The sequence below is a fragment of the Nitrobacter sp. MLSD-S21 genome (assembly GCF_058809865.1).
In genome coordinates this window covers 135068-158497 of sequence record NZ_JBXASZ010000008.1, presented here as the reverse complement: position 1 = coordinate 158497, position 23430 = coordinate 135068, and the positions used below count along the sequence as shown (strand labels likewise).

The following is a 23430-nucleotide window of genomic DNA, read 5'->3' as shown; positions in this document are numbered from 1 at the left end:
CCACACCAGTGTCGATCCGGCGACCAATCCCTAGACCTTCATCCCGGGTAACATTCCTTCCTGAGGCAATACGGGGGGTCAATTTTGGACGCCGATCCCCCGGCTCAGGGGGTCAATATTGCAGGCCGAATGACACTCGTAGGAGGCGAGCCGTCTGCGAGCGTCCACTAGCCGCCGGCTGAAGCGCTCACGCTCGCCCTCGAGGTCGTCGAGCGCGTGCTCGAGGCGGACGATCGCGCCGAGCGGCGTCACCGTCACCGGAAGCTCGATCTCGTATTCCGCACCGGTTCGCTGCAGCATCGTGGTGTAGCGGTAGCCGTCGCGCCCGAAGCGCTCGCCACTGTACTCGACGTCGAAGCCGCCGATCGAGGCGATCACCATCTCGCCCTCCTGCTGGAGCTGCACCAGCGTCAGGATCTCCTTCAGAAGCGCGCGGCCGGCGAGCTTTCGCTCGGCGTGGGATTCGCCCATCACCGTCATTGCGAAAGCGTCGCCCGAAGTTGGGGTTCGCCGCGCGATGTCCTTGGCGATCTCAGCGATCCGGCGGGTCGAGAATTCGATGTCACGCTCGGCATCGCGGATCTGCCGCCGAACGGCATGCTGATCGTCGATGTACGCGGCACGCAGCCGTTCGAGCCGGGCGATGTAGGCTTCGAGACCGGCCTTCTGCATTAGACGTGGATCGCCCGATGCAATCGCCTTGGCCATGGCGAACTGGTTGGCCTGGCTCTCGCCCATGTCTTCGAGCCGGCGGATCGAGGTGTCGCCCGAAAGTGCTGCGGCGATGAAGCGGGCCTTGCGCTCGTTGTTCTGCCACATCTGCGCATCGAGGCTGCCTTCGGTGGCGTAGGCGTAGATATCGACCTCGTCGTGCTGGTTGCCCTGCCGCACGATGCGGCCCTCGCGCTGTTCGATCTGTGACGGAAGCCACGGGACATCGAGGTGATGCAAGGCCTTTAGGCGCAACTGCGCATTCACGCCGGTCCCCATCGTGTCGGACGAGCCGATCAGGAAACGGATCTTGCCGGCGCGCATATCGCCGAACAGCCGCTGCTTCGCTTCCGACTTCTTGTAGTCCTGCATGAAGGCGATTTCCGAAGCGGGCACGCCCATGCTGACGAGCTCGTCGCGGATCCAGCGATAGGCAGAAAAGCTGCGCGATTTCTCGACGCTGATGGTGCCGAGGTCCGAGAAGATCATCTGCGCCGCGCCGGGCAGTTCGAACGGCTCGCCGTCGGAGCGGACATAGGTGTTCCCGGTCGTATCGCTCCAGATGCGGAAGGCGTTGCCGACGAGCTGGTTCAGCTTGTTCTCGGCTTCGTTGTCGTTGTCCGGGTCGACGAGGCGAAGGTCGATCGCGGCGTGCCGCCCGTCGGTGATGACCGACAAGAGGATGTCGTCGCCGGGCTCCGGTGCGCGGTCGCGCTCCTCGATCGCCTTGATCCGCTCCCCGAGCAGGGCTTGGTAACGCTTGAACGCGGCGGACGGCTTTGCGGTGAAGATCTGGCGCTTGCCGGTCGAGATCGCCGGCACCTTGACGTATCGACGCAGGTCTTCCGGCATCACCACGTCCGCGAAGGAGCGGAACATGGCGATGAGTTCGGGCACGTTGACGAAGGTGGCGAAGCGCGTCACCGGCTTGTACTTGCCGGAGGGCTGCAGTTCGAGCTCGGTCGAGACGTCGCCGAAGGTCGATGCCCACGCGTCGAACTCGTGCAGGCCGCGCTCGCTGAGCGCCGCGTAGCCGAGGTAGCGCTGCACCGAGAACATCTCGCCGAGCGTGTTGGTGATCGGCGTGCCCGAGGCGAGCACGAGCGCGCGCCCTGGGTTCTTCGTCTCGACGAAGCGGGACTTCACGTAGAGGTCCCAGGCGCGCTGCGAGCCGTTCGGGTCGACGCCCTTCAAAGTGGACATGTTGGTGGCGAAGGATAGCTTCCTGAACTCCTGCGCCTCGTCGACGATGATCTGGTCGACGCCGATCTCCGAGACGGTCAGCAGGTCGTCCTTGCGCGTCGACAGCGACTCCAGCCGTTCCTGCAAGCCCTCCTTCATGCGCTCGAGGCGCTTGCGCGAGACGCGGTCGTCGCTCTCCACTTTGGTGAGCAGCGTCTCGTAGAGCTCCAGCTCATCCTGGATCATCTGCTGCTCGAACGCGGACGGCACGGCGATGAAGCGGAACGCACTGTGCGTGATGATGATCGCGTCCCAGGTCGCGGTCGCCGCGCGCGACAGGAAGCGATGGCGTTTGTCCTTGGTGAAGTTCGTTTCGTCGGCGACCAGGATGCGTGCGTTCGGGTAGAGCGCCAGGAACTCGCGTGCGGCCTGCGCCAAACAATGGCCAGGTACGACCAGCATCGCCTTGGCTATCAGGCCGAGCCGGCGCTGCTCCATGACGGCCGCCGCCATCGTCATGGTTTTGCCGGCGCCGACGGCGTGCGCCAGGTAGGTCGAGCCGACCGACACGATACGCCAGATGCCGCGCTTCTGGTGCCCATAAAGAGAAAAGGCGCCAGAGGCGCCCGGAAGCTTCAGATGGGTGCCGTCGAAGGCTCGTGGCGCGATGTTGTTGAAGCGCTCGTTGTAGACGCGCGCCAGCCGGTCGGTGCGATCGGGATCGGACCAGATCCAGCGCTGGAATGCGTCCTTTATCTTCGAGAGCTTCGTCTTCGCCGCCTCGGTGTCGACGACGTTGAGGACGCGCCGCTCGCCGTCGCTGTCCTTGAGGGTGTCGAAGATCTGCGGCACCCGGCTGTTCAGCGCGTCGGCGAGAAGCTCGCCCGCGTGTCGGCGGTCCGTGCCCCATTCCGACGTGCCGGCCGCGGTCCAGCCGAGCTGGCGCGCCTCGACGGTCCACGACGCGAGCTCGGGCATGTGGTGGATCCTGATCTCGGCGCCCATCGTCTCCTTGACGAAGGCGACGACGTCGGCGGCCGGAATCCACGGCGCGCCGAGGCGCGCCGTGATATCGGACGGCTTGAGGTCGGCAGGCTGGACCGCCTGCAGCGCCGCGACGTTGCGCTCATACCCCGGGTCGAGCGCGGCCGCGCCCTCCGCCGCTTTCAGTTTCTCGCGGACGGAGCCGGACAGGTAGGCGTCGGCCGACTGCCACGAGCCGTCCGCCGGGTCGCGGAAGACGGCGCTGCCGAGCTCGGCGATCACGTCTTCCACGGGACGATGCAAGAGTTCTGCGATGTGGTCGACATCGACGTGGCCGCGCTCGTTGAGCACGACGGCGAGCGCGTCCGCCGCGTTGGTGATCGCCGGCGCCGCCGGCGGCGCGATGACGCGCTCGGTGAACAGCGGACCGGGCCTCGCGGTGTTGGTTTCGAGGTCGTAGTCCTCGATCGAGGCGACGAGCCAGCAGTCGGGGTCGTCGAGGAAGGGCTGGATGTTCGGCCGGCGGTGCGTCTCGCGAACTTCTCCCGTCTCTTCGTCCTCCGTCATCGAGACGGTCGTGAAATTGATCGGCCCGAAGTCGCGGACGAAGCTCGACCAGGCGATGCGCAGCCTGACCTGCGCGTCCTTCCACGGCCGGTCGAGCTCTTGGGCCTTCAACACCTCGCGCACTGCGTCGCGGATCGGGATCAGCTTGCGGATGATGCGGACGTGCTTCTCCGGGATGCCCTCGGCACTGCGGCCCTTGCGCTCTCTCACTGCAATGGCCTCCCCGTCGAGGACCTGCATCAGGCCCTGCGCCTTGTCGAAGTAGTAGCTGCCCTCGCGCACATGTCGGTCCGGAGGAAGGTCGACGTCACCGCGATCGACTGCATCATCGAGGTCGGGATCAATCGTTTCGGGCTCGCCGTCGTAGATCGCTGCCGGAAAGAGAGAGATCGCCGCGGACAGCGCCTGTCCGAGGTCTATGCTTGGATGCGGCAGACAGGTATAAGCCTCGCCGAACGGCCCGAAGGTCAGGTCGTGGGCGCCGAGCACAAAATCGGGATGGCGCGCGAACCATCGATTGACGCGAATGGCGCCCTCATCCTCACTCGCAGGACGCACCTCATCAAGGTCGAGCCACGACAGGTCGCCTTCCGGATCGCCGATCTTGCGCTTGCGGAAGAACAAGAGGTCGACGACGACGTCGGTGCCGGCGCTGGCGCGGAAGCTGCCCTCGGGCAGGCGGATCGCCGCGATCAGATCGGCCGACTCGGCGACGTACTCGCGCGCCGACGCGCCCGCCTTGTCCATCGTGCCAGAGCTCGTGACGAATGCGGCGAGCGCACCCGGCTTCAAGAGGTCGATCGCTCGCGCGATGAAGTAGTCATGCAGGCGGAGCCCCATCGACCGATACGCGCGGTCCGATCGCACGGTGCGGTCGGAGAACGGCGGGTTGCCGACGGCGAGGTCGAAGCTCGCCGGCAATTCGGTGCGGGCGAAGTCGCCGGTGACGATCCGCGCCCGCGGCTGCAACAGGCGCGCGATCCGCGCCGTGACCGGATCGAGCTCGATGCCGGTGAGGTGAGACGTCTCGCGCAATCCTTCCGGCATCAGCGCCGGAAACAGTCCCGTGCCGATGCCGGGCTCGAGCACGCGGCCGCCGCGCCAGCCGAGGCGCTGCAAGCCTGCCCAGATGGCGCGGACGATGAACTCCGGCGTGAAGTGCGCATACTGGGTGCAGCGCGCCAGCGAGGCGTGGTCGAGATCGCCGACGGCGTCCTGCAGGTCTTCGCCGATCGCTTCCCAGCCCTCGCGGAATTCTGTCTCGCCCGGCCTCTGGAAGACGGAGTTTGCGAGCTCGGAGGCGCCGAAGCCGGTGAAGCGGATCAACTGCTCCTGCTCCTCGGCGGTCGCCGCGCGCTCATCGGCTTCGATGGCGGCGGCGAGCCGGATTGCAGCGATGTTGTCGCGCGCGCGATCCTTCCAGCCGTTTGCCAGCATGCGGTCTTTCGCGAGATGGAAGTTCGTTCCGCGTTCGCGGTGCGCGGGCGACGGCGAACGGCTGACCGCCGGGAAGGGAATCGCGGGGGCTGGCGTCGACGGGTCGGGATCGTCATCATCGTCCGGCCCGACCGACATGCCGCCCGCGAAAGCGGTCACGCCGAGGCCAAGGCCAGACGACAGCGCCGTATTGCCGAAGAGGTCGAGGGTGAAGGGATCGTCGTGCGCCATTGGAAGTCTCCTTGTGATGAAGGCGCGCGCCATCGTCCCGCCGACGGGCAGGCTCTGGCAGTCGCAGTGAGGGAAGAGAAGCCGGACGGTCCGGCGCAGAAAACGCAAAGCCCGGTGCGTGGCCGGGCTTGTCGCAGAGGTCGCGCGGTCTTGCCGCCTATGACGTCTCTTGAGACGAAGAAGGCTGCGAAGCGGATGATTCCTTCGCTGTTTCGTTCCAAAACTCCTCGAGCACGTTGGCCGTGGAGCGGTAGCGGATGGCCTTGTCGGTGACGAGCATCACGCTCCCGCCGAAGCCATCGGGCCGCATCTTCGTGCAGGTAAACGACGTCGTGACAACGATTTCGTCGATCGTGGCCGACCGGCGCACGATGTCCTGAAACATCCGGTCGAACCCGGCATCAGAGTCGGTGAGGTCGACGCCGATGTCATCAGGCGGGTCGTCGCCGGCTTCGGCGTCGTGTCGCGCCAGCAGCGCCGACACATGCTTGACGATGCCGCTTTCACTGTATTCACGCGAGGCCTCGAGCGCCGCACGCAGATCGTCGACCGACAAAGTGACGATGTCGCTCGGGCCGCACCATGAATGAAAGTAGATGCCCTCGTTCTCGCCCTCGGCGTCGAAAGCGAGGCCGAGGACCAGCCGCTCCAGCGGCGTCATGTCCGCTGCCGGGATACTAGGCTGCACGACCGGGGGGAAGTGATAGTCTGTCATGACATCCTCCTCACGCCGCGATTGCGTCGGGGGGTAGCGCAGATGCACGGGCAGCTGGGCCAGAATCTCCGCGTCGGTAAGCTGGTCGAGGAGCTTCAGCACCGGCCCGCGCTGGCCGCGCAAATGCTCGCCCCAGCGCTCACCGGCGTAGCCGCGATAGTCCTCAAGCGTGCTCGACCAGATATGATCGATGCGCTCTTCGCGCGTCATCGTTTTCTTCGGCCGCGATTCACGTGCGATAATCGCATCCCTCATACGCTCGGCCGAACCCTTCTCCGAGAGGTCGCAATAACCGTGGAAGAAGCGCTTGCGGCCATCGATGAACAACGAGAAAAAGATGCTGGTGACATCGTCCGTCATGAATTCGCGCAACGCGAACATCTCGGCACGCATCCACAGCGGCGGCAGGAGTTCGAGCATATAATCGTGCTCGCGCTCGGCAATCTCGAACCACTCGCCAGCAAACAAGTGCGAGGCCTCGCCTGCGAAATAGGCGGGCTCGCCGCGATGTCGGTTGAACATGCGGTACATCTCATGGCGCGTCGCGACGCCTTCGAAGACTTTACGGATGGTGGGCTGGGTGTGCATCGGCGGCTCCTCTCGGCCTGGTTGGACGGAAGCGCGGGCGATCCACTCGAGCACCTCATCACTTCAGTCCTTCATCACACCTTCCCGGCGGCCGCCTCTCCGGTCCGGCGGGTCAGGGGCCGCGGCACGCGGGCGAAGCTTCACCCTTGACGCGCCGGCCGAGCATGCGGCAGCGCGCGCTCATTCATTTTCCTCTCCTTTCTCCCGTCTTTTCTTCCTCTTCGTCGGCGTTTCGCTGACGATCGCGTCCCTGCATTTCAATGAGCGGATCCACGCTCGACGCAAGCCTCGTTGCGCAGCCACTCATTCCAATCATCGGCCGAGGGCCGAAGTCGCTCGAACGCGCAACCCGCCTCGAGCGCAATCGCCGCGAGGCGGCGCGCGTATATCTCGCCCTGTCTGTTATTGTCGGTCGCGGCGATGAGCCTCGCGCCAGGACGCGCGCTCAGACGGTAAATCGCCGCGACCGTTAACGGCGCCCAGCCGCCGCCGGTGCTGAGATAGAGACTGTCACGTCTCAAATCTTCGATCGCCGCGAGACTCATGGCGTCGATCGCGGCTTCAGTGACGCACACGCGATCGGCCTTTGCCGACCCGAGACGGAACAGAACCTTCGCGCCTCCGGTCGAAAAGCCGCGCCATTGCGGTCCGCGCTCCTCCCAGCCAGTGACCGCGCCGTCATCACTTAGATGGACCGCCCACATGCTGCCGTGAGGTCCTTCGCAAAGGCGATCCTGCGAGATCGCAGCACGCATCACGGAGTCGGGGATTGCGCGTTCGTCGCGAAGATAGCGCCAGGTCAGAGACTCACGCCACGGCTTGCGCCGTGCCCGCCAACGGTCGGCAATGCAAAGGTCGGGATTATTCGCGCGCGAGGCTCGCGTCCAGACCGGCTCACTCGGCGCGAAGCCAACGAGATCGGAGACCCGTTGGAGAACGTCAGCGAAACCAATACCGTCGAGATGCTTGACAAGCGAAAACACGTCGCCCTTGGCGTCGGAGAGCGCGTCAAACCAACCCTTGCCGTCGTGAATGACAATGATGACGTCGTTGCCGCGCCGATATTTGACGGCCTTGCGGGTGCTCTCCTTTATATCGATCGCAAATCCGGCCGGCTCCAGCACGGCGGCACAGGGCACGCGATTTTTCAGCTCCTCGATGTCCTTCTTTTCCATTTCCGTATCCCGGCGCTCCCGCGCCGGACCTTTCCAGTTTGCGGTTCCTTTCCCACGCCTTGCGGGAGACACACGCGGCTGCCGCGAAGAGCGAAGGGGGCAAGGGCGCGGCTGGCAATTGGTGAATCAACGGGGGCGCGTAGCGCCATCGCCGCCTGACGCGGCGCAGCCTCCCTTGCCGCCGCCCGCTCGCAAGCGGCAAAGGAGGTGAACCCGGCTCAGTGAGCCGGGCCGACCAGGTACGGGTCGTATTCGTAAACGACGAGGACATCGGCATCGTCGAGTTCATCGCTGGGCATGATGCCGTATTCGCCATCGATTTCGAAGAGCGTGACCGGGACCATCAGGGTGCGGGCGAGCTCGAATGCGTTGGACTGGGCGAGGGCAAGATTGTGCGACATAAGTGGGCTCCATCGTTGAGCGAGGCCGATCCCCGCTCCATGGCGTCCGTTGGTCTCCTCAACCGGCCGCGATCACCGCGAAGCCGAAGGCGCAGCGGCGGCATGCTCGCATAGCCGACCCTTTATGGGTTGAACGTGGAAGGCCGGGCGGAGGAGTAGGAAAGCCATCCAAGGAGAGCGGGATCGGACTTGCGCTGAGATGGTCAGCTCCCCCGCACGCTCTTTTTCCCGATCGCGGACTTTTCGCATCGTCCTCGCGCATACAGGGCCCGCATGGTTGCCGCGCCACGATCACGCGCGTCCGCGTTGCGCCGTGTCTCGTCGTCGAGGATGGCGGCCTCTCCGCCATGAAGATGCGCCGCGCCGCTCACGTCGATGACAAGTCCATCCGGTGGATCGGCGGCGACGATCGGCGCGTAACGCTTGAGTGCCCACAACGCGAGACGATCGGCTTTCGCGACGTGATCGCAAGCATCGAAGCGCTCGAACACCATCTGAATATGGCGCTCACCAAAGCCCGTCAGGGCAGCGCCGCGGGTCCGTCGCCAAAACCGGGCAGAACCCGGCCGGCATGACATATAAGTGATCACATGGCTGAGATTTCGGAAAATGCTTCCACCAAACTGCCTGACCATGCCTCGGTCGAGGCCGTCCTGTCGCGCCTGCCGGCGGGAGCTGGCGAGACCGTTTTGGCGGCGGCATTAACTCAAGCATTCCCTGGCTTCGCTTTTTCGGCGGCGAACCTCGACGATCAGTATTGGCGCGACACGCGCTCGGTGCTGGCCGCTGACGGGACGCGGATCGCTGAGTATCGGCCGTGGATGGAAGCCGACCTCGCGAAGGACAATGGAGACATCCCGACGGTTTGGCGGCGGTTGCAGGACACCTGATCTCCGAATGGCACGGCAGTAGCGTTTATGCCTTCGCGCCGACAGGAACGGGCGCGGCGGACTACGTGCAGATTTCACTTGGTCGCAAGACCAAGTGGCGCGCAGGTCCGATCGTCAACCCATCACACCGTCCTTGGGCAAAGGAGAACTGCTCGACCCGTCATGGATAACGCACGACGATATGGCTGACGACAAAGTGCTCGCGGGTCCGCTTTATCGTTTGTTGAAGCCAGTAGGCAGCAGTGTCGTGCATGTTCGCACTTTCCGTTGCGCGGTGCGCGCGGCTCGAACGTGACAAGCGGGAGGCGCGGCGACCGGACTTGGAGCGGCACGTCTGGGTCGGCTCCGATGGCACGCGGACACCGTTTCTTGACTTGCAGCCCAACTACTTCGATTTCGCGCCGCGCGAGGTGCGTTTTTTCAGGATGTCTTCGCGGCCATAACCCGGCTCTTGCAATCGGCGCTAACCATGTCGCGGATCACCTCGGCGCCGGCCAGCCCGGTAACCAGGCGACCATCCGCGTAGAGCTGTGCTTCGTCGCGTGGACCGTCCTTCCCGGATTCGTTGCTACGACCATCTGTCAGTTAAGGATTGCAGCATACACAGTGATCCTGATGTCAGACATGAAGTACGGCCTCTCCGGATCGCAACGCTTCATCCTCGATCTGGATCGTGACGTGGTCAATTCCAAATTCTTCCTTCATAATTTGGCGGGCTTCCTGCAGCACCTTGCGATCCATCGAAAGGTCTGCCACCACGAGATGGCAGCTCATGGCATCGAATCCCGACGTGATCGTCCAGATGTGCAGATCATGGATCGCCGTGACACCCAAAATGCTCGCTAGTTTCCGCTCGAGCATACCGACATCGACGTTCGGCGGCACGCCTTCCATGAGGATATGCGTGATCTGCTTCAGCAACAGCCACGTCCGGGGTACGATGAACAGGCCAATGCCGGCCCCGATGATCGGGTCGGCGAGCCGCCATCCCTTCCACATCATGAGAAGCGCCGCAACGATGACCCCGATCGAGCCGAGCATGTCGCTGAGGACTTCGAAATAGGCGCCCTTGACGTTGACGCTTTCTGAGGACCCTCCAACCAACAGGCGCATGCTGACGAGATTGACAATCAGTCCGATCGCGGCAACCACCAGCATTGGGCCGCTCAGGATTTCCGGCGGCGACAGGAATCGCTGATAAGCTTCGTACAGAATATAGACAGTCAACAGCAGCAGGACGACGGCATTGGTCAAAGCCGACAGCACCTCCATCCGTAAATAGCCGTATGTCCGCTGCGGCGTGGCCTCACGCGCCGCGAAGCGGATCGCCAACAGCGCAAGGGCCAATCCGCCGACATCGGTCAACATATGGGCGGCGTCGGCCAAAAGGGCCAAGCTACCTGTGATCAGACCACCAACGACCTCCGCGATCACGTAGGTGGCCGTCAAGGCCAAAGCCCAGCCCAATTTTTTCGCATATTGTGCGGTCGCGGTTCCCGTGCTCTCTCCACCGTGCATCTCAAGCCTCCGAAAGGCGAGCCGGACCCGGATCGGCCTCGGCATTCTGCCCTACCGCGCCTCGCAGCTTGGTTTCGAGTTCATTTAACAGAAAGAAGCTCACATCATCGACGGAGCCATGGCCCTTTGCAAAGGGCTATTCGAGCAGGCGAACCAGATACAGCGCATAGACGAACATGTAGGTGATGAAGCCGAACATGATCGCGGAGGCGGGATCGCCCTCAGTCTTCAGTAGGAGCAGCATCTCCACATCCCCACGATTGACAGCACCAGAGTCTGGACCAGCACGTGCACCGACGGGACGAATTCGACGCGCTGGATATGATAGATGCGCAGCATGGCGCGTCGAATGACATCTTGTGTGGTGCGCAGTCGCACGATGAAGTTTGCAGCCATGCCCATTTTCTCCAGACGTCCGAAGATTGGCGTCAATCGAGTAACCTCGTCCAAAGCGAGCGGGATATCCCGATGGTCCTTGGTGTGGTCCAAACCTCGGCGAAGCTTATCGATAATTCCAATAAGAATCCCGCGGCATTCTCCGAGGTTGAAGTCTGGATTATCGACGGCAAACGACGCTAAGTCTCCGTCAGTCGCCTCAATTGCGGTCCGGATATCGGCCGGAATGAGCTCCGCCTCCTTGTAGTCCGCCAGGATACTCGACAGCCGATGATGAAGATGGCGCCGCCAATGCCACTCGTCAGCAATCGGTTGAGTTCAAGGAACTCAAAACCATAATAATGGATTGCCGTCTTGATGCACCCAAGGAGCAGCACCACGACACCGACAGTAAAGAACAGTCGAAACTTCTTTCGGAAACTGATATCCGCTCCGTCGAAATGAAAGTGTTTTATGATCGATGGCACCATCTGTCCGTCATTCTTTCCTTGTTGATATTCTTACGAAACGTCCGCCGCTCCATTGGTATCGACCGTGTGCCGAGCCCCCGGTGACGTCCAAGCCAATGGTACCATCAACCTCGACCATCCTTAGATCTCGTGCATGGACGCTGAAGACGAGCCGGTGCCTGCCTCGTGACCTCAGGTATACTTCGTGAAGGCAAAAATCACCCTTGCAGAGGGTTGTTCGCACGCGGCAGGAAAACTCCTCAAAATGAAGCGAGAGGAATTGCTCCCCGTTTGTTCCGATGATGACCGAGAAGTAGTGCGCCGCCGCCGCCCTGTTTCCGCATGCGCTGGCGCGCGCCGACAATTTGTGTTGGATCTCAGGAGGAAGGGCTTCAATATGCTCGGCCGCAAATGGATTCTCCGATGCAAAACCGCCTCGTGCATAAGCCGCCGAGGTCGCGGACAACGGCCAAGCAAACAACAGCGCGCTCGTCATCGGCATAAATCGGAACATCGCGGTGCCTTTCCCGATAGTGCCTCACTTGCATCGCGCGGACGTTCGAATACGCGCGACATCAGGTACTTTGTCGGCTCGAAGGCCGCTAGCGAGTTCGCTACGGGTTGCGAACATTAACTATTGCCGGCGCCGCATGATCGTAGCAAATCAGTCAAGTAATGGTAATCGCGCTTAAATGAGCCGTGCGGGTTATCCTTCGGCTGGCATCATAGGAGACTGCCCCGGTCGCATGCTTTCTCGCGAGATGTAATGAGGTCATTCTACAAAGATGCCGATGTGAGCCAATTGGTCTGGGATTCCAGACTTGGCGACGGATGCTCCTGCGAAAATCCGGACGTGGGACTCGGACGCCGAAAACAACTGGTTATCGTCGCCCGCCGCGCCGGTTCCGCTGGATATCTCGGCATGAACTCCTCAGGTGCCGCGGCGACCGCATTAGCCTTCATTAAAGCTTCGACGGCGAAGTTCGCAGGCCTGACAGAAGAGCCCGAACGCCGACCCTGCGTCAACTGAACAAGCGACATCAAATCCCACGAAACGCCCGGTTTTTCAGCAACCATTGTTGTGCTTGCAAACGAGCAGGAAACGTTCAAAGCCCGCGGGCGAGGGAACAAGCATGCGGGAAGGCAGACTGCCCGGCCGAAGGGAAGCGCCACGGCGACACTGAGGAACGCCTCAGGCGAGCTCGGGAAGGCTCGGTACAGCCTTGACTTCCCCGGGCGGAAAGCCCACGTCAGATAGTCATGAGGCGTTCGGATTTGCAGACGCTCGCTCACGGCTGCCTTTGGCGGGCAGCGTTGGCGCGCGCTCTTGCGCTCGTGATCCTGCTAACGGCTGCCGTTCCGCTTCCTGTGTTTGCGGGCGCGGCGGCTCGCTCACCCTTTTTGGCTGCCGTCACCGTTGTAACGAGCGAGACAGGCACGGCCTCGTCCGAGCCGGGAGAAAGCGGGGTTGTTCATCACGCGCATTGCCCGTGCCACGGCGCGGCGTGCTTGTCATCACAGCTTGCTCTACCGGACGCTCCAGCTCGCGGCAAAAGCTATCTAGTTCTTACGACGTCAGAGACGCCGACCGCCCTCCACCTACTCCCGTTTGAACCACCACGCGCCTGAGATGCCGGCTTGAGGCGTTCGTAGGAACGACCTCGGTAAACCCGTTCCTCCGAAAGGGGACCAGGAGTCGGAGCTTTAGCGCGCGCCACCGAAATGGTGGCGAGCTCTGTCCGGAGCGACGCCAGTCTGCGTCGCATTGGAGAAGGTGGATGGGTATCCGCGTCATTATCATTGCTGCCATTGTGGCTTTCGGGATCGCCCTGGGCAGCCTTGTGCTCACGGTCGCGAACGCGGTCCGCTCTATCGCGAGCTACATCTCCTTTGCGAATTTCGGGCAGCTTCAGGCGCAGGATCCCGGCAACAGTGCCGTAAAGCCGGCCGCGAGCAAGCAAGGTCACGACAGGACTGAAGGACGCCATGACGATGGAAAAGAAGCGCCAGAAGGCGTCATCAAGATGCGCCCCGAGCAGATCGAGGCCGCTAAGATCGAGGTCGCGCCGGTCGGAAAGGGCGTGCTCACTCAAAGGCTGACCGTTCCAGGGACGATCGGACCGGATACGAATCGCATTGCGCGCATTGCCGCCAAGGTCGTGGGCACGGTCTCCGAGCTCAAGAAGCAGCTCGGAGACACCGTTTCCAAAGGAGAGGTGGTAGCGATTTTGGAAAGCCGCGAGGTTGCAGAAGCGAAGAGCGAGTACATTTCAGCGAAGGTCAACTTCGATCTGCAAAGCACGCTGTTCGAACGCGAGCAGGCGCTTTTCGAGAAGAAGATCAAGGCGGAAAATCAATTCCTGCGTGCTCGCATGACGTTCGCCGAGGCGCAGCTTCGCTTCGATCTCGCACGACAAAAGCTGTCGGCGCTCAACGTCGACGAAACAGGCCTGTCACGGCAGTCAACAGGACTACAGCGGTACGAAATCCGAACTCCTATCGCCGGTCGCGTGGTCGAGCGCCTTGTCGACCTCGGAGCCCCGGTGGGGGGCGAAGGGCAGGCGAAGGAACTCTACGTAATCGCCGACCTGTCCAGCGTCTGGATCGAGCTCACCATCTCCACAGTGGATCTCAACCAGATCAAGGAGGGCCAAAATCTTCGCATCTCGGCAGCTGGAGCCGGAAAATCGTCGGAAGGTCAGGTGGTTTTCATCAGTCCTATGCTGAACCAGGAGACACGGTCGGCGCGAGTCATCGCAAGCGTTGACAACAAGGATCTCACTTGGCGACCAGGTTCCTACGTCAGCGCGCAAATCCTCGTTGACGAGCAGCCGGTCGATTTGCGCCTGCCCCGCAAAGCACTCCAGACGATCGGGGGCAAGCAGGTTGTTTTCGTTCGGACGCCTGAGGGCTTCGAGAAGCGCGAGGTCGCGCTCGGTAAAAGCGATGAAGAGGGCATCGAGGTCGTGTTCGGGCTGGATCCCGGAGAAACCGTCGCGGTCACGAACACGTTCGTCCTCAAGGCCGAGCTGGGCAAGGCGGAAGCCGAGCACGCACACTAATCCAGACAGAAGACAACGCTTATGATCAATCGTGTTCTCGGGTTCTCGGTTCGCCAGCGTTGGCTGGTCGTTCTCTTGACCCTCGCTGCCGCCGCGTTCGGTGTGTGGTCTCTTTCCAAGCTGCCGATCGACGCTGTTCCGGACATCACCAATAACCAGGTTCAAATCAACACGGTGGCGCCGTCGCTCTCGCCCTACGACGTCGAAAAGCAGGTCACATATCCTTTGGAAACAGCGTTGGCGGGCATTCCGGGTCTGGAATACACGCGCTCTCTGTCCCGGAACGGCTTCTCACAGGTCACCGCTGTTTTCAACGAGAGGCTCGACATCTATTTCGCCCGACAGCAAGTGAATGAGCGTCTGAGCGAGGCCAAAGCGAATCTGCCGCCGGGCACTGAGACTCGTATGGGGCCGATCTCAACCGGCCTCGGCGAGATCTACATGTGGACCGTTCACTACAAGCCTGCTGGGGAGGTTGTACCTGTTCGGAACGGGCAAGCCGGTTGGCAGAGCGACGGAAGTTACCTGACGCCCGAAGGTCAGCGCCTCAGTACGGAAATGGAGCGGGCCGCCTATCTGCGGACAGTTCAAGACTGGATCATTCGTCCGCAGCTCAAGACCGTGCCGGGGGTCGCCGGGGTCGACGTCATCGGCGGCTTCGAAAAACAGTATCACGTCCAGCCGGACCCGGCGAAGCTCATTGGGCTCGGGATCTCCTTCGCTGATCTTGGCGAAGCGCTGGAGCGTAACAACACGAACCGCGGCGCGGGTTATCTCGAGCGTAACGGCGAACGTTACGTGGTTCGCTCGGCGGGTCGCCTCGAAAGCATGGAGGAGATCGGAAACATCGTGGTCACCACCCGCGGCGGCGTCCCGGTGCGCGTGAATGATGTCGCCGAGGTCAAGATCGGGCGCGAGCTCCGGACCGGCAGCGCGAGCGAGAACGGACAGGAGGTTGTGGTCGGAACTGCGCTGATGTTGATCGGCGGGAACAGCCGCACTGTCTCGGCAGCAGTCGATGCCAAGATGCAGGTCATCAACAAATCGCTGCCGCCCAGCGTCGAAGCGAAGACGGTTCTTAATCGCACGCTGCTCGTCGATGCAACCGTGAAAACCGTCTCGAAGAACCTGATCGAGGGTGCCGCGCTGGTGATCCTGGTCCTCTTCCTGCTGCTCGGCAATATACGGGCGGCGATCATCACCGCTCTCGTGATTCCGATCGCCATGCTCCTCACCATAACCGGCATGGTGCAGGGGAAGATCAGCGCCAACCTGATGAGCTTAGGGGCGCTCGACTTCGGTCTCATCGTGGACGGGGCTGTTATTATCGCCGAGAACAGCTTGCGGCACTTGGCGGAGAGACAGAACGAACTCGGGCGCCAGCTCAACTTAGAGGAGCGTCTCACCACGGTTCATCGCTCTGCCGAGGAGATGATCAAGCCTTCCGTCTATGGGCAGGCCATCATCATTTTGGTCTACGTGCCCCTTCTGACCTTCACGGGCGTGGAAGGCAAGATGTTCGAGCCGATGGCGCTGACCGTCATCATCGCTCTGGCCGCGGCCTTTGTGCTCTCATTGACATTCGTGCCGGCGCTGATCGCGATCGCAATCACGGGCCGCGTGCAAGAGAAGGAAAACATCTTCGTCCGGAGCTTGAAGGCGGTTTATCGCCCGGCGCTTGCCTCGGCGATTCGACGCCCCATGCCCTTCATTCTGGGCTCGGTGCTTCTTTTCGTCGGTGCGGCCATTCTCTTCGGCGGCCTTGGGCAGGAGTTCATCCCGACGCTGGACGAAAAGAATATCGCAATGCACGCGCTGCGGATTCCCTCGACGGCGTTGTCGCAATCACAACACATGCAGCTCCAGGTCGAACACGCGGTGAGCCGTTTCCCGCAGGTGGCTCACGTCTTCTCCAAAACCGGAACCGCTGAAGTCGCGGCCGATCCGATGCCGCCCAACGCGTCGGATACGTTTATCATGCTGAAGCCGCAAGAGGAGTGGCCCGATCCGAGCCTCCCGAAGGACCAGCTGATCAAGCAGATCCAGAAGGTCGTCGAAGTTCTTCCCGGGAACAATTACGCGTTCACGCAGCCAATCCAGATGCGCTTCAACGAACTTCTCGCTGGGACCCGGGGCGATCTTGCCGTGAAGGTCTTCGGTGAGGAGTTCGAGACCATGCTGCCGGTCGCAAACCGGATCGCCAGCATTCTGCGTAGCGTTGAAGGCGCGCAGGACGTGAAGGTCGAGCAAGCGACCGGTCTTCCGTTTCTTGAGATCAAGGTCGACAAAGCCGAGATCGCGCGAGTTGGCTTGAGCCTATCGGCGGTCCAAGACGTCATCGGAGCCGCCATCGGTGGCCGGGAGGCGGGAGTTCTATTCGAGGGCGACCGGCGCTTCCCCGTCTTGATCCGACTGCCGGATGCGGTGCGCGATGACATCGAGGCCCTTAAGCACCTACCCGTGCCGATGCCGGGCTCCGGCTCGTCTGGCCGAATACCATCGGTGCTTCTGGAACAGGTCGCGAGCTTCTCTTTCTCGGAGGGGCCGAACCAGATCTCTCGCGAAAATGGCAAGCGACGCGTCGTCGTAACGGCAAACGTGCGAGGACGCGACATCGCGTCTGTCGTGGCCGAAGCGCAAGCAAAGGTGAGGAGTGAGGTCCAGCTTCCGGCCGGATACTGGATCACTTGGGGCGGACAATTCGAGAATCTTGCCGCCGCGCGTCAGCGATTGTTGATCGTAGTACCAGGGTGCTTCTTTCTCATTTTCTTACTGCTCTACTCGGCACTGGGAAGCCCGCGTGACGCGGTGCTCGTATTCAGCGCGGTGCCCTTGGCTTTAACGGGAGGTATTGCGGCGCTGTGGCTTCGCGACATGCCGTTCTCCGTCTCAGCCGCCGTGGGCTTCATCGCTCTCTCAGGCGTCGCCGTTCTCAATGGCTTGGTGATGCTCTCGTTTGTGAAGCAGCTAATGGATGAGGGTCGATCGAAGCGCGACGCCATCATGGAAGGGGCTCTTACGAGGTTGCGACCTGTCGCGATGACCGCGCTCGTCGCATCGCTCGGCTTTGTGCCCATGGCACTCGCGACCGGAACAGGAGCTGAGGTGCAGAAGCCTTTGGCGACTGTCGTCATCGGCGGCTTGATCAGCGCGACTCTGCTGACGCTTCTTGTTTTGCCTGCGCTCTATGCGAGGTTCGCGTCGCGTCGGGATGCCCCAAGCTCCAGCTTCGATCCGGTCAACGCTCCTGGTCGGGGTGGTAAGCCGAATGAGGTGCGTACGGCCACGTTCCTGCGTGATGTCACTGATTGAGATGAGCTTACACCAGCAGAAGTCACAACCATGGAGAGCAGAAAGATCCGCAGCGTGCGGACGGACGCCAGCAGCCCCGCCCGTGGGCGGAGGAGTTGAGGCGCGGACAAGCTATGAACGCCGCCTACGATCATGGCGTACGCTATGGCAAATCCGCGCTGCTTGGGCGGGAGTACGGATCGCAGATGGCCTCTGAGAGTATCGGGCAAAGCCACGATATCAATCAGCATCTCTGCAAACCGAGGAGCTACGCCGATGCCAACCCAAGAGCACGCTTTAGGAACAGCATATGCCCGAAGACGCCAAACCTCAGCGACGTGCTGTGTAACTCCGCAAATCCGCCTGGCCTCCGGCGCCACCGCCTCGACCAGCTTCTGAATGGCCGGTCGAGACTCGGTGTTGCCGGACGACGGCCGAGCCGGACTTCCGCGTGGCGCGAGCTCCGATGTTCGTGACCCGGCCCCTGGTGTTCTGTCACCGCTCCCGATACGCCTTCCTGCCTTCCCCGCAGCAAACCCACTCCAGCAATACCGGGACCACCATCACAGGCGCTAGGTGTTTAGTCCCAGCATGTCATGGCTTGGCTGACGGGTGCACAACTGAGGCTTTTCGGCGCTGATTTGTTTGATAGCTTCGAGCGGGCTCTTGAAGCGGAGGGCCTTGAGCCGAGCTGCGCTAAGAGCCTGTTTGAGAATTGGGATAGTTTGGGATTCCGGTCTGGCTGCGAATATGATTCACACTTGGGATGTGGACACGCAAGCAGCGGAGCCGGATGGCCAGGATCGCCCGAAAGACCAAGCGCTATCGGTCTGACCTGACGAACGAGGAATGGGAGCGGATCGCGCCGCTGATGCCGAAACCCGGACGCCGAGGCCGGCCCCGTGAAGTCGAATTTCGCGAAGTTATCAACGCGGTGCGCTATCTCGTGCGCTCGGGCTGCGGCTGGCGGATGCTACCTGTGCATTTCGGTCACTGGCGGACGGTCTACGGCTGGTTCCGCGAGTTGGCGCGGCGTTTCCTGTTTCAGACAATCCATGATGTCGAACTGATGCTCGATCGGGAACGGCAAGGGCGTGAAGCGAGCCCGTCGGCTGCCGTGATCGACAGCCAGTCGGTCAAAGCCCCGCATAGCGGAGCGCGCGGCTATGACGCTGGCAAGAAAATCGTCGGCCGAAAGCGTCATATCGCGGTCGACACGGACGGGCGGCTGTTGATGGTCAATCTGACGACCGCCGACCTCTCCGACAGCGCCGGCGTGCAAGCGATCCTCGATGCGATCCGCAAACGCTGGCCGTGGATAAAACATCTGTTCGCCGACGCCGCCTACGACCGGCTGAAACTGATGGACAAGGCCGCCTATTTGAAGTTCGTACTCGAAATCATCCGACGCCGAGAGGGACAGAAGGGCTTCGAAGTCCTGCCACGCCGCTGGGTCGTCGAACGGACTTTCGGCTGGATGATCCGCTGGCGCAGGCTCGTCCGTGACTACGAACGTCGCATCGACGTCTCAACCGCAATGATCCACGTCGCCAGGGCGGCGTTCTCATCCGCAGAAACGCTCATCCCTGATTTTTCAAACAGGCTCTAAGAAGGCGGCAAGGCCTATCTCCGGCGCGCACCATATCGCCTTCATGCACCCGTATTTGTTCGGCGCTTTATGTTGCTCGAACTTGCTGCTCACCAGTAACGCGCGCGGCGCAATGATGGCAAGAGAGCTGTGGTTTGCCTTGTTATGACTGGGGCATCGGATAGTTCCCGCGCACCGCGGAACACTGGCTCGGGCGCGAAAATGCGATTGACACGCATAGGGTACCCCCTATGCGTCGATTATGTCGCACACGACTAAGCAGAAATCTAAGCTGCTCGGCAGGGTTCGCCGCATCAAAGAACACCTCGGTGCAATCGAGCGCGCCTTGGAAGCGGAGATCGGCTGTGCAGACGTCCTGATGCTGGTGGCTTCGGTGCGTGGTGCAGTCACAGGACTCACCACAGAATTGCTCGAGGAACACATCCGCCACCACGTCGTCGATCCGGCGCACGAGAAGGATACCGAAAAGGCCAAAGGCGCGGCGGACCTCATTGACGTGGTCCGCAGTACCTCAAATGACCGAGCTTTCCCAACTGCTTCAGCAAAGCACCGCCCATGCGTAGCTGTTCGTGCCCAGCGCAATCCTGCTTGGAGCCTGCATGGACTAGAACCGGGTCATTCCAAAACGATGATGGCGGCGTTCATCACAGCCATTCGGGGGACAGTTCTTCAGGCCACCTTCCTCGGTTTGTCAGCTACCGTTTCGCATACCGCGGTCGTCTGGGCGGTGGCACTAAGCGGACTCTAATTTGGAGGCCAGTGGAATGGAGAACAGAGCGAAGCCTATCTCTAGATCGCTTCAGCCGCAGTCATCATCGGCCTCGCCGTCTGGATGGCCTGGCGAACCTGGCGAGAACAGAATGCGGATGAACATCATCACCACGATGAGCGACGCGAAATAGAGATCGGCGGAAGATCGTTCACGCAGGAGATTTTCGAAGACGGCGCACTTCCACGATGGTGCATCCGAAATCCATCTGACGACCATTCGTTCCGGCGGGACCGAGCAATCATTTGGCTTCGTCGCCAGGTCCGGCTTCCTCGAAAGCGTCGAAGAAATGCCGGAGCCTCACGCCTTCAAGGTTTGCCTGTCACTGCGAGGGCAAGGGACGGTCGAGACTATGTTGGAGGAACACGACCATTCGCACATGAACTTGGGGGACGAAGACGACGCTCACGCTCGAGCGCATGCAGCGGATATCCGCAAACGTTTCGAAGGACGCAGTGTCACGACTTGGCAGATCGTCCTGTTTGGCCTGACGGGCGGTCTTATGCCCTGCCGCCATCACCGTTCTTCTGTTGTGCATCCAAATCAAGCAGTTTGGCCTCGGATTCACGCTTGTGCTCTGCTTCGGTATCGGACTTGCGATCACGATGGTGTCGGCAGGCGTCCTTGCGGCACTAAGCATGCGGCACATCGAACGTCGTTGGCGGGGTTTAGCAATTTCGTCCGCAAGGCGCCGCCTCCGCGGTTTTGATCGTTTTCGTCGGGCTCTATACGGGTTAAATGGTTGGAGGGCCATCTGATCCTGGGTTCCCTGCTCCCTTGTTAGATCGTTTGAACTCCCATAGTTAGGTTTTCATGCAGCGTCCGCCGTACCTTCGGGTCCGACCCCTCGCCAGAACGATCATGTTCCTGGCGATTTCGGCGTTTCTGCTGCAGAACGTGGTGATTTCGGTGTCTCAAGCTGCCGCGCTGTCCGGCGTATTGCCCGAACCTGCCGTCATCCTGAACGGTTCCATGCACTACCACGGCCACCTCGCAGGTCATGTACACGATCATGGTGGTGACAGTGTCGAGGGGCACGTTCACGGCAAGTCGGCACCAGATCACGATGACGATGGCGGCTTTGCCCCGTCGTTCTCCGCGCTATTCGGTGTCTTCATGGCGATCCCGGAATTCGCTGCCCTGGCTCATCCGTCCGATTTCACCGGCCTGTTGCAGTTGCCACGGTCAGAGAAAGCCGACGGAATCGACCCCGGCGCTCTGATCCGCCCCCCAAGTACCCCCAGCATCGCGTAGTCCAGGAGGCCCTTTCGGCCGCCGCTTAATCGCGTGCCTGGAGGGGTTTTTAATGTTTGTGGGTCAACGCTGCCTGCGTGGGCAGCTCGCAAGGCTTGGTGCATAGGCTTCGGCTGCTTGGCGGGCCTGCTGCTTGGTTTATCCGTTTCGCTCGCCCATGAAGGCCATGATCATGGCGACGATGAGAAATCAGCCGTCGCCTCGTCCGCCTTTCCACGGGTGACGGCGCGGTCCGATCTCTATGAGGTCGTCGGCATCCTGAAGAACGGCGAGCTTTCCGTCTTCATCGACGATGCGGTGTCCAACGAACCGGTCACGGATGCCAAATTGCAGGTCACGATCGGTGACGCGGCCGCTATCGAGGCCAAGCGCGCTTCGAACGGATACACCGTGGCCCTCCCCGATCCGACCCGCGCCGGATCGGTCGAGGTCATCTTCTCCATCAACGGGGGAAAGGGCGACGACCTGCTGGTCGATTCCTTCACGCTCCCCGGCCGACTGAGCCGACGTTACGGCAGAACCACGAATGGCCCTCGGCGGGCCGGATCGCAGCGTTTCTCGTTTTAGCGGGGGTGGTCCTTGGTTTGCTGTTCTGGCATCTGAAACGTCGAGGACGTCGTAGCGCATCTTACGTGGCGGCCCTGGCGTCCGGGGCTTGCGTGCTGCTGGCGGCCGCCGCATTCGGCGGCTGGCGAAACGCAGGCCCTCCTTCGGCGGGGATGCCGCAGCCGCAGGTCCAAGCGATGCTCCGCGACGGCTGCCAGACGGCACCGCGTTTGCTGCCAAGCCGACGCAGCGCCTACTGGATATCCGCACGGCCACCGCCGAGCCTCAAACCGCCCGGCCAGCATTCAGCCTGATCGGCCGCATCATCGGCGATCCAAACCGCAGCAGCATTGTCCAAAGCATTTACGGGGGACGCATCGTCCCCAGCGAGGGAGCGTTGCCTCGGATCGGGAAAAAAGGTCACCAAGGGGGAAACGCTTCTCCGGATCGAGCCTTATCTGCCCGTGGCGGACCGCACGACGATTTCCGAGAAGATGGGGGAAATCGAGCAGCTCATCGCGGTGGCGGAAACCAGGATCAACCGACTCCGACCGTTAGCTAAACGTGGCGCGACCCCGATGGGACAACTCAACGATCTCGAGAGCGAACTGGCGGGGTTGCGCGCGCGTCGCGACACCGTGCGTGACTCGCGCGCTGGATATGAGCTTTTGCGGGCATCGACCGATGGCGTCATCACGGCGGCCAAGGCCGTGCCGGGCCAAGTCGTTCGGCCGCAGGATGTCTTGTTTGAGATCGCTGATCCGGAAGGTCTCTGGGTCGAAGCGCTGGCCTATGACGGGTTTGATCTCACCGGTCCCATCGAGGCAACCGCGGCGGATTCGGACGGATCGGCGTTTCCGCTATCCTACCTTGGAACCAGCCGCGCCTTGAGACAGCACGCGACGGTGGTTCACTTCTCCATTCCGGAGCCTTCGTCGGACCTCCGGATCGGCCAGCCGCTCACCGTACTCGTCCAGGGCGGCGCGGCGAAGCAGGGGTTGATCTTTCCGCGCGATGCCGTCGTGAGGAGCATCCATGAGCTCGATGTTGCCCGGGATGATGTCGAGTCCCGAAAAGTATGTGAGACGAATTATGTCGCTCGTCTCTGGCTGTGGGCCTTTGCCCTCGAGCGAGAGCTGTCGGAGGTAGCCGTCGTTGACGCCGATGAGCTTGGCTGCCTCTCCTGAGGAGAATGGCCGAAGCTTCTTCCTAGCTTTTGGGGGAAACAGCTTGAGTCGATGAGCCTGCAGTTTTGCAGATAGCTCTCGTGCGTCCGCCGCGATAAGCTCGTGGATCGCAGGTGATGCGCCACGTATTTCAGGGCCAGGCTTTCCGGCGCCGGCCACGGCAGCGGCGCCCCGGTGGCCGCTTGCGCCCAACCCTCAAGGTAGGCCAGATCGGAGGCGAGCGCCCGCAGCGTGTTCTCGCCCTCGGCCGGCATGATTGCGGAGGAGCTGGAGATCACGCCGCGCGCCGCCCAGGACATGGTCGCGGAACTCGGCTTGCGCGAGGCGACGGGCAGGGACGATATCGGGCGTGGGGGGTTTTATAGCCGATGGCCATCCAACAGCCATTTGCGTTGTTTAAATCGGCTAGGAACCCCATCGTGAAACGCTGCATTTGCGGTTATGATTCGCGGAGCAGGAGAAAGTAAA

Annotated in this window: 16 protein-coding genes and 6 pseudogenes; 12 read left to right on the top strand and 10 right to left on the bottom strand. The window is 61.8% G+C overall.

Features of this window, described 5'->3' with window-relative positions; genetic code table 11:
* Nucleotides 1-78: 78 nt before the first annotated feature.
* The 5 genes from AC1RT6_RS18465 to AC1RT6_RS18445 form a co-directional block, all read right to left on the bottom strand.
* A complete protein-coding gene (locus tag AC1RT6_RS18465) occupies nucleotides 79-5112 on the bottom strand; it encodes a helicase-like domain-containing protein (RefSeq protein ID WP_493029575.1) in 5034 nt (1677 codons plus the stop codon).
* 157 nt (nucleotides 5113-5269) lie between these two features.
* Nucleotides 5270-6415: a DUF1419 domain-containing protein gene (locus tag AC1RT6_RS18460; RefSeq protein WP_472791944.1), complete on the bottom strand. Its 1146-nt coding sequence runs from the start codon at nucleotides 6413-6415 to the stop codon at nucleotides 5270-5272.
* 257 nt (nucleotides 6416-6672) lie between these two features.
* Nucleotides 6673-7590: a DUF3991 and toprim domain-containing protein gene (locus AC1RT6_RS18455; protein ID WP_493029574.1), complete on the bottom strand. Its 918-nt coding sequence runs from the start codon at nucleotides 7588-7590 to the stop codon at nucleotides 6673-6675.
* A 218-nt stretch (nucleotides 7591-7808) separates the two neighbouring features.
* On the bottom strand, nucleotides 7809-7991 hold the full coding sequence (locus AC1RT6_RS18450; RefSeq protein ID WP_472791946.1) for a hypothetical protein: 183 nt from the start codon (nucleotides 7989-7991) through the stop codon (nucleotides 7809-7811).
* A 203-nt stretch (nucleotides 7992-8194) separates the two neighbouring features.
* Nucleotides 8195-8569 carry a DNA polymerase Y subunit UmuC family protein gene (locus AC1RT6_RS18445; RefSeq protein WP_472791947.1) on the bottom strand — a complete coding sequence of 125 codons (375 nt, stop codon included), beginning with the start codon at nucleotides 8567-8569 and terminating at the stop codon, nucleotides 8195-8197.
* Between the two features lie 12 nt (nucleotides 8570-8581).
* Here AC1RT6_RS18445 and AC1RT6_RS18440 point away from each other — a divergent pair, with 12 nt between their 5' ends.
* The gene (locus tag AC1RT6_RS18440; protein ID WP_472791948.1) at nucleotides 8582-8881 is read left to right on the top strand and encodes a hypothetical protein; all 300 of its coding nucleotides are present in this window, start codon (nucleotides 8582-8584) and stop codon (nucleotides 8879-8881) included.
* Between the two features lie 251 nt (nucleotides 8882-9132).
* Nucleotides 9133-9324 (top strand): hypothetical protein, encoded by a 192-nt coding sequence (locus AC1RT6_RS18435; RefSeq protein ID WP_472791949.1) that lies wholly within the window; start codon nucleotides 9133-9135, stop codon nucleotides 9322-9324.
* A gap of 175 nt (nucleotides 9325-9499) precedes the next feature.
* Here AC1RT6_RS18435 and AC1RT6_RS18430 read toward each other — a convergent pair whose 3' ends face one another.
* From AC1RT6_RS18430 to AC1RT6_RS18420, 3 genes are all read right to left on the bottom strand, one after another.
* Nucleotides 9500-10399, bottom strand: a complete 900-nt coding sequence (locus AC1RT6_RS18430) for a cation diffusion facilitator family transporter (RefSeq protein WP_472791950.1) — start codon at nucleotides 10397-10399, stop codon at nucleotides 9500-9502.
* Between the two features lie 228 nt (nucleotides 10400-10627).
* Complete coding sequence (locus AC1RT6_RS18425) at nucleotides 10628-10831, bottom strand: hypothetical protein (protein WP_472791951.1); 204 nt, start codon at nucleotides 10829-10831, stop codon at nucleotides 10628-10630.
* 441 nt (nucleotides 10832-11272) lie between these two features.
* Complete coding sequence (locus AC1RT6_RS18420; RefSeq protein WP_472791818.1) at nucleotides 11273-11740, bottom strand: SprB repeat-containing protein; 468 nt, start codon at nucleotides 11738-11740, stop codon at nucleotides 11273-11275.
* A 270-nt stretch (nucleotides 11741-12010) separates the two neighbouring features.
* On the opposite strand from AC1RT6_RS18420, the gene AC1RT6_RS18415 reads away from it, so the two are divergent.
* The 9 genes and pseudogenes from AC1RT6_RS18415 (at nucleotide 12011) to AC1RT6_RS18375 (ending at nucleotide 22962) form a co-directional block, all read left to right on the top strand.
* The gene (locus AC1RT6_RS18415; protein ID WP_472791819.1) at nucleotides 12011-12274 is read left to right on the top strand and encodes a hypothetical protein; all 264 of its coding nucleotides are present in this window, start codon (nucleotides 12011-12013) and stop codon (nucleotides 12272-12274) included.
* 754 nt (nucleotides 12275-13028) lie between these two features.
* Nucleotides 13029-14306, top strand: a complete 1278-nt coding sequence (locus AC1RT6_RS18410) for an efflux RND transporter periplasmic adaptor subunit (RefSeq protein ID WP_493029582.1) — start codon at nucleotides 13029-13031, stop codon at nucleotides 14304-14306.
* 21 nt (nucleotides 14307-14327) lie between these two features.
* Nucleotides 14328-17618 carry an efflux RND transporter permease subunit gene (locus tag AC1RT6_RS18405; protein ID WP_472791820.1) on the top strand — a complete coding sequence of 1097 codons (3291 nt, stop codon included), beginning with the start codon at nucleotides 14328-14330 and terminating at the stop codon, nucleotides 17616-17618.
* Nucleotides 17619-18363: 745 nt separating this feature from the next.
* Nucleotides 18364-19187, top strand: a pseudogene (locus AC1RT6_RS18400) (IS5 family transposase).
* 260 nt (nucleotides 19188-19447) lie between these two features.
* Nucleotides 19448-19714, top strand: a pseudogene (locus tag AC1RT6_RS18395) (metal/formaldehyde-sensitive transcriptional repressor); the annotation flags it as partial.
* 55 nt (nucleotides 19715-19769) lie between these two features.
* Nucleotides 19770-20713: pseudogene (locus AC1RT6_RS18390) on the top strand (HoxN/HupN/NixA family nickel/cobalt transporter).
* A 123-nt stretch (nucleotides 20714-20836) separates the two neighbouring features.
* Entirely contained in the window at nucleotides 20837-21229 is a 393-nt protein-coding gene (locus AC1RT6_RS18385; RefSeq protein WP_472791821.1) for a hypothetical protein, read from the top strand.
* A gap of 117 nt (nucleotides 21230-21346) precedes the next feature.
* A complete protein-coding gene (locus tag AC1RT6_RS18380; RefSeq protein ID WP_472791822.1) occupies nucleotides 21347-21796 on the top strand; it encodes a hypothetical protein in 450 nt (149 codons plus the stop codon).
* Between the two features lie 329 nt (nucleotides 21797-22125).
* Nucleotides 22126-22962: an efflux RND transporter periplasmic adaptor subunit gene (locus AC1RT6_RS18375; protein ID WP_472791823.1), complete on the top strand. Its 837-nt coding sequence runs from the start codon at nucleotides 22126-22128 to the stop codon at nucleotides 22960-22962.
* On the opposite strand, the pseudogene AC1RT6_RS18370 reads toward AC1RT6_RS18375, so the two are convergent.
* Nucleotides 22852-23091 (bottom strand): annotated as a pseudogene (locus tag AC1RT6_RS18370) (plasmid partitioning protein RepA); the annotation flags it as partial. The gene AC1RT6_RS18375 and the pseudogene AC1RT6_RS18370 overlap by 111 nt on opposite strands.
* Nucleotides 23073-23204 (bottom strand): annotated as a pseudogene (locus AC1RT6_RS18365) (integrase); the annotation flags it as partial. The pseudogenes AC1RT6_RS18370 and AC1RT6_RS18365, both read right to left, overlap by 19 nt.
* 1 nt (nucleotide 23205) lies before the next feature.
* On the opposite strand from AC1RT6_RS18365, the pseudogene AC1RT6_RS18360 reads away from it, so the two are divergent.
* Nucleotides 23206-23327: pseudogene (locus tag AC1RT6_RS18360) on the top strand (helix-turn-helix domain-containing protein); the annotation flags it as partial.
* Between the last annotated feature and the right edge of the window lie 103 nt (nucleotides 23328-23430).

Bases quoted from the DNA above. Each gene is read 5' to 3' on its own strand.
- AC1RT6_RS18465 (WP_493029575.1), bottom strand. From the start codon at position 5,112: ATGGCGCACGACGATCCCTTCACCCTCGACCTCTTCGGCAATACGGCG.
- AC1RT6_RS18460 (WP_472791944.1), bottom strand. From the start codon at position 6,415: ATGCACACCCAGCCCACCATCCGTAAAGTCTTCGAAGGCGTCGCGACG.
- AC1RT6_RS18455 (WP_493029574.1), bottom strand. From the start codon at position 7,590: ATGGAAAAGAAGGACATCGAGGAGCTGAAAAATCGCGTGCCCTGTGCC.
- AC1RT6_RS18450 (WP_472791946.1), bottom strand. From the start codon at position 7,991: ATGTCGCACAATCTTGCCCTCGCCCAGTCCAACGCATTCGAGCTCGCC.
- AC1RT6_RS18445 (WP_472791947.1), bottom strand. From the start codon at position 8,569: ATGTCATGCCGGCCGGGTTCTGCCCGGTTTTGGCGACGGACCCGCGGC.
- AC1RT6_RS18440 (WP_472791948.1), top strand. From the start codon at position 8,582: ATGGCTGAGATTTCGGAAAATGCTTCCACCAAACTGCCTGACCATGCC.
- AC1RT6_RS18435 (WP_472791949.1), top strand. From the start codon at position 9,133: ATGTTCGCACTTTCCGTTGCGCGGTGCGCGCGGCTCGAACGTGACAAG.
- AC1RT6_RS18430 (WP_472791950.1), bottom strand. From the start codon at position 10,399: ATGCACGGTGGAGAGAGCACGGGAACCGCGACCGCACAATATGCGAAA.
- AC1RT6_RS18420 (WP_472791818.1), bottom strand. From the start codon at position 11,740: ATGACGAGCGCGCTGTTGTTTGCTTGGCCGTTGTCCGCGACCTCGGCG.
- AC1RT6_RS18415 (WP_472791819.1), top strand. From the start codon at position 12,011: ATGAGGTCATTCTACAAAGATGCCGATGTGAGCCAATTGGTCTGGGAT.
- AC1RT6_RS18405 (WP_472791820.1), top strand. From the start codon at position 14,328: ATGATCAATCGTGTTCTCGGGTTCTCGGTTCGCCAGCGTTGGCTGGTC.
- AC1RT6_RS18385 (WP_472791821.1), top strand. From the start codon at position 20,837: ATGTTCCTGGCGATTTCGGCGTTTCTGCTGCAGAACGTGGTGATTTCG.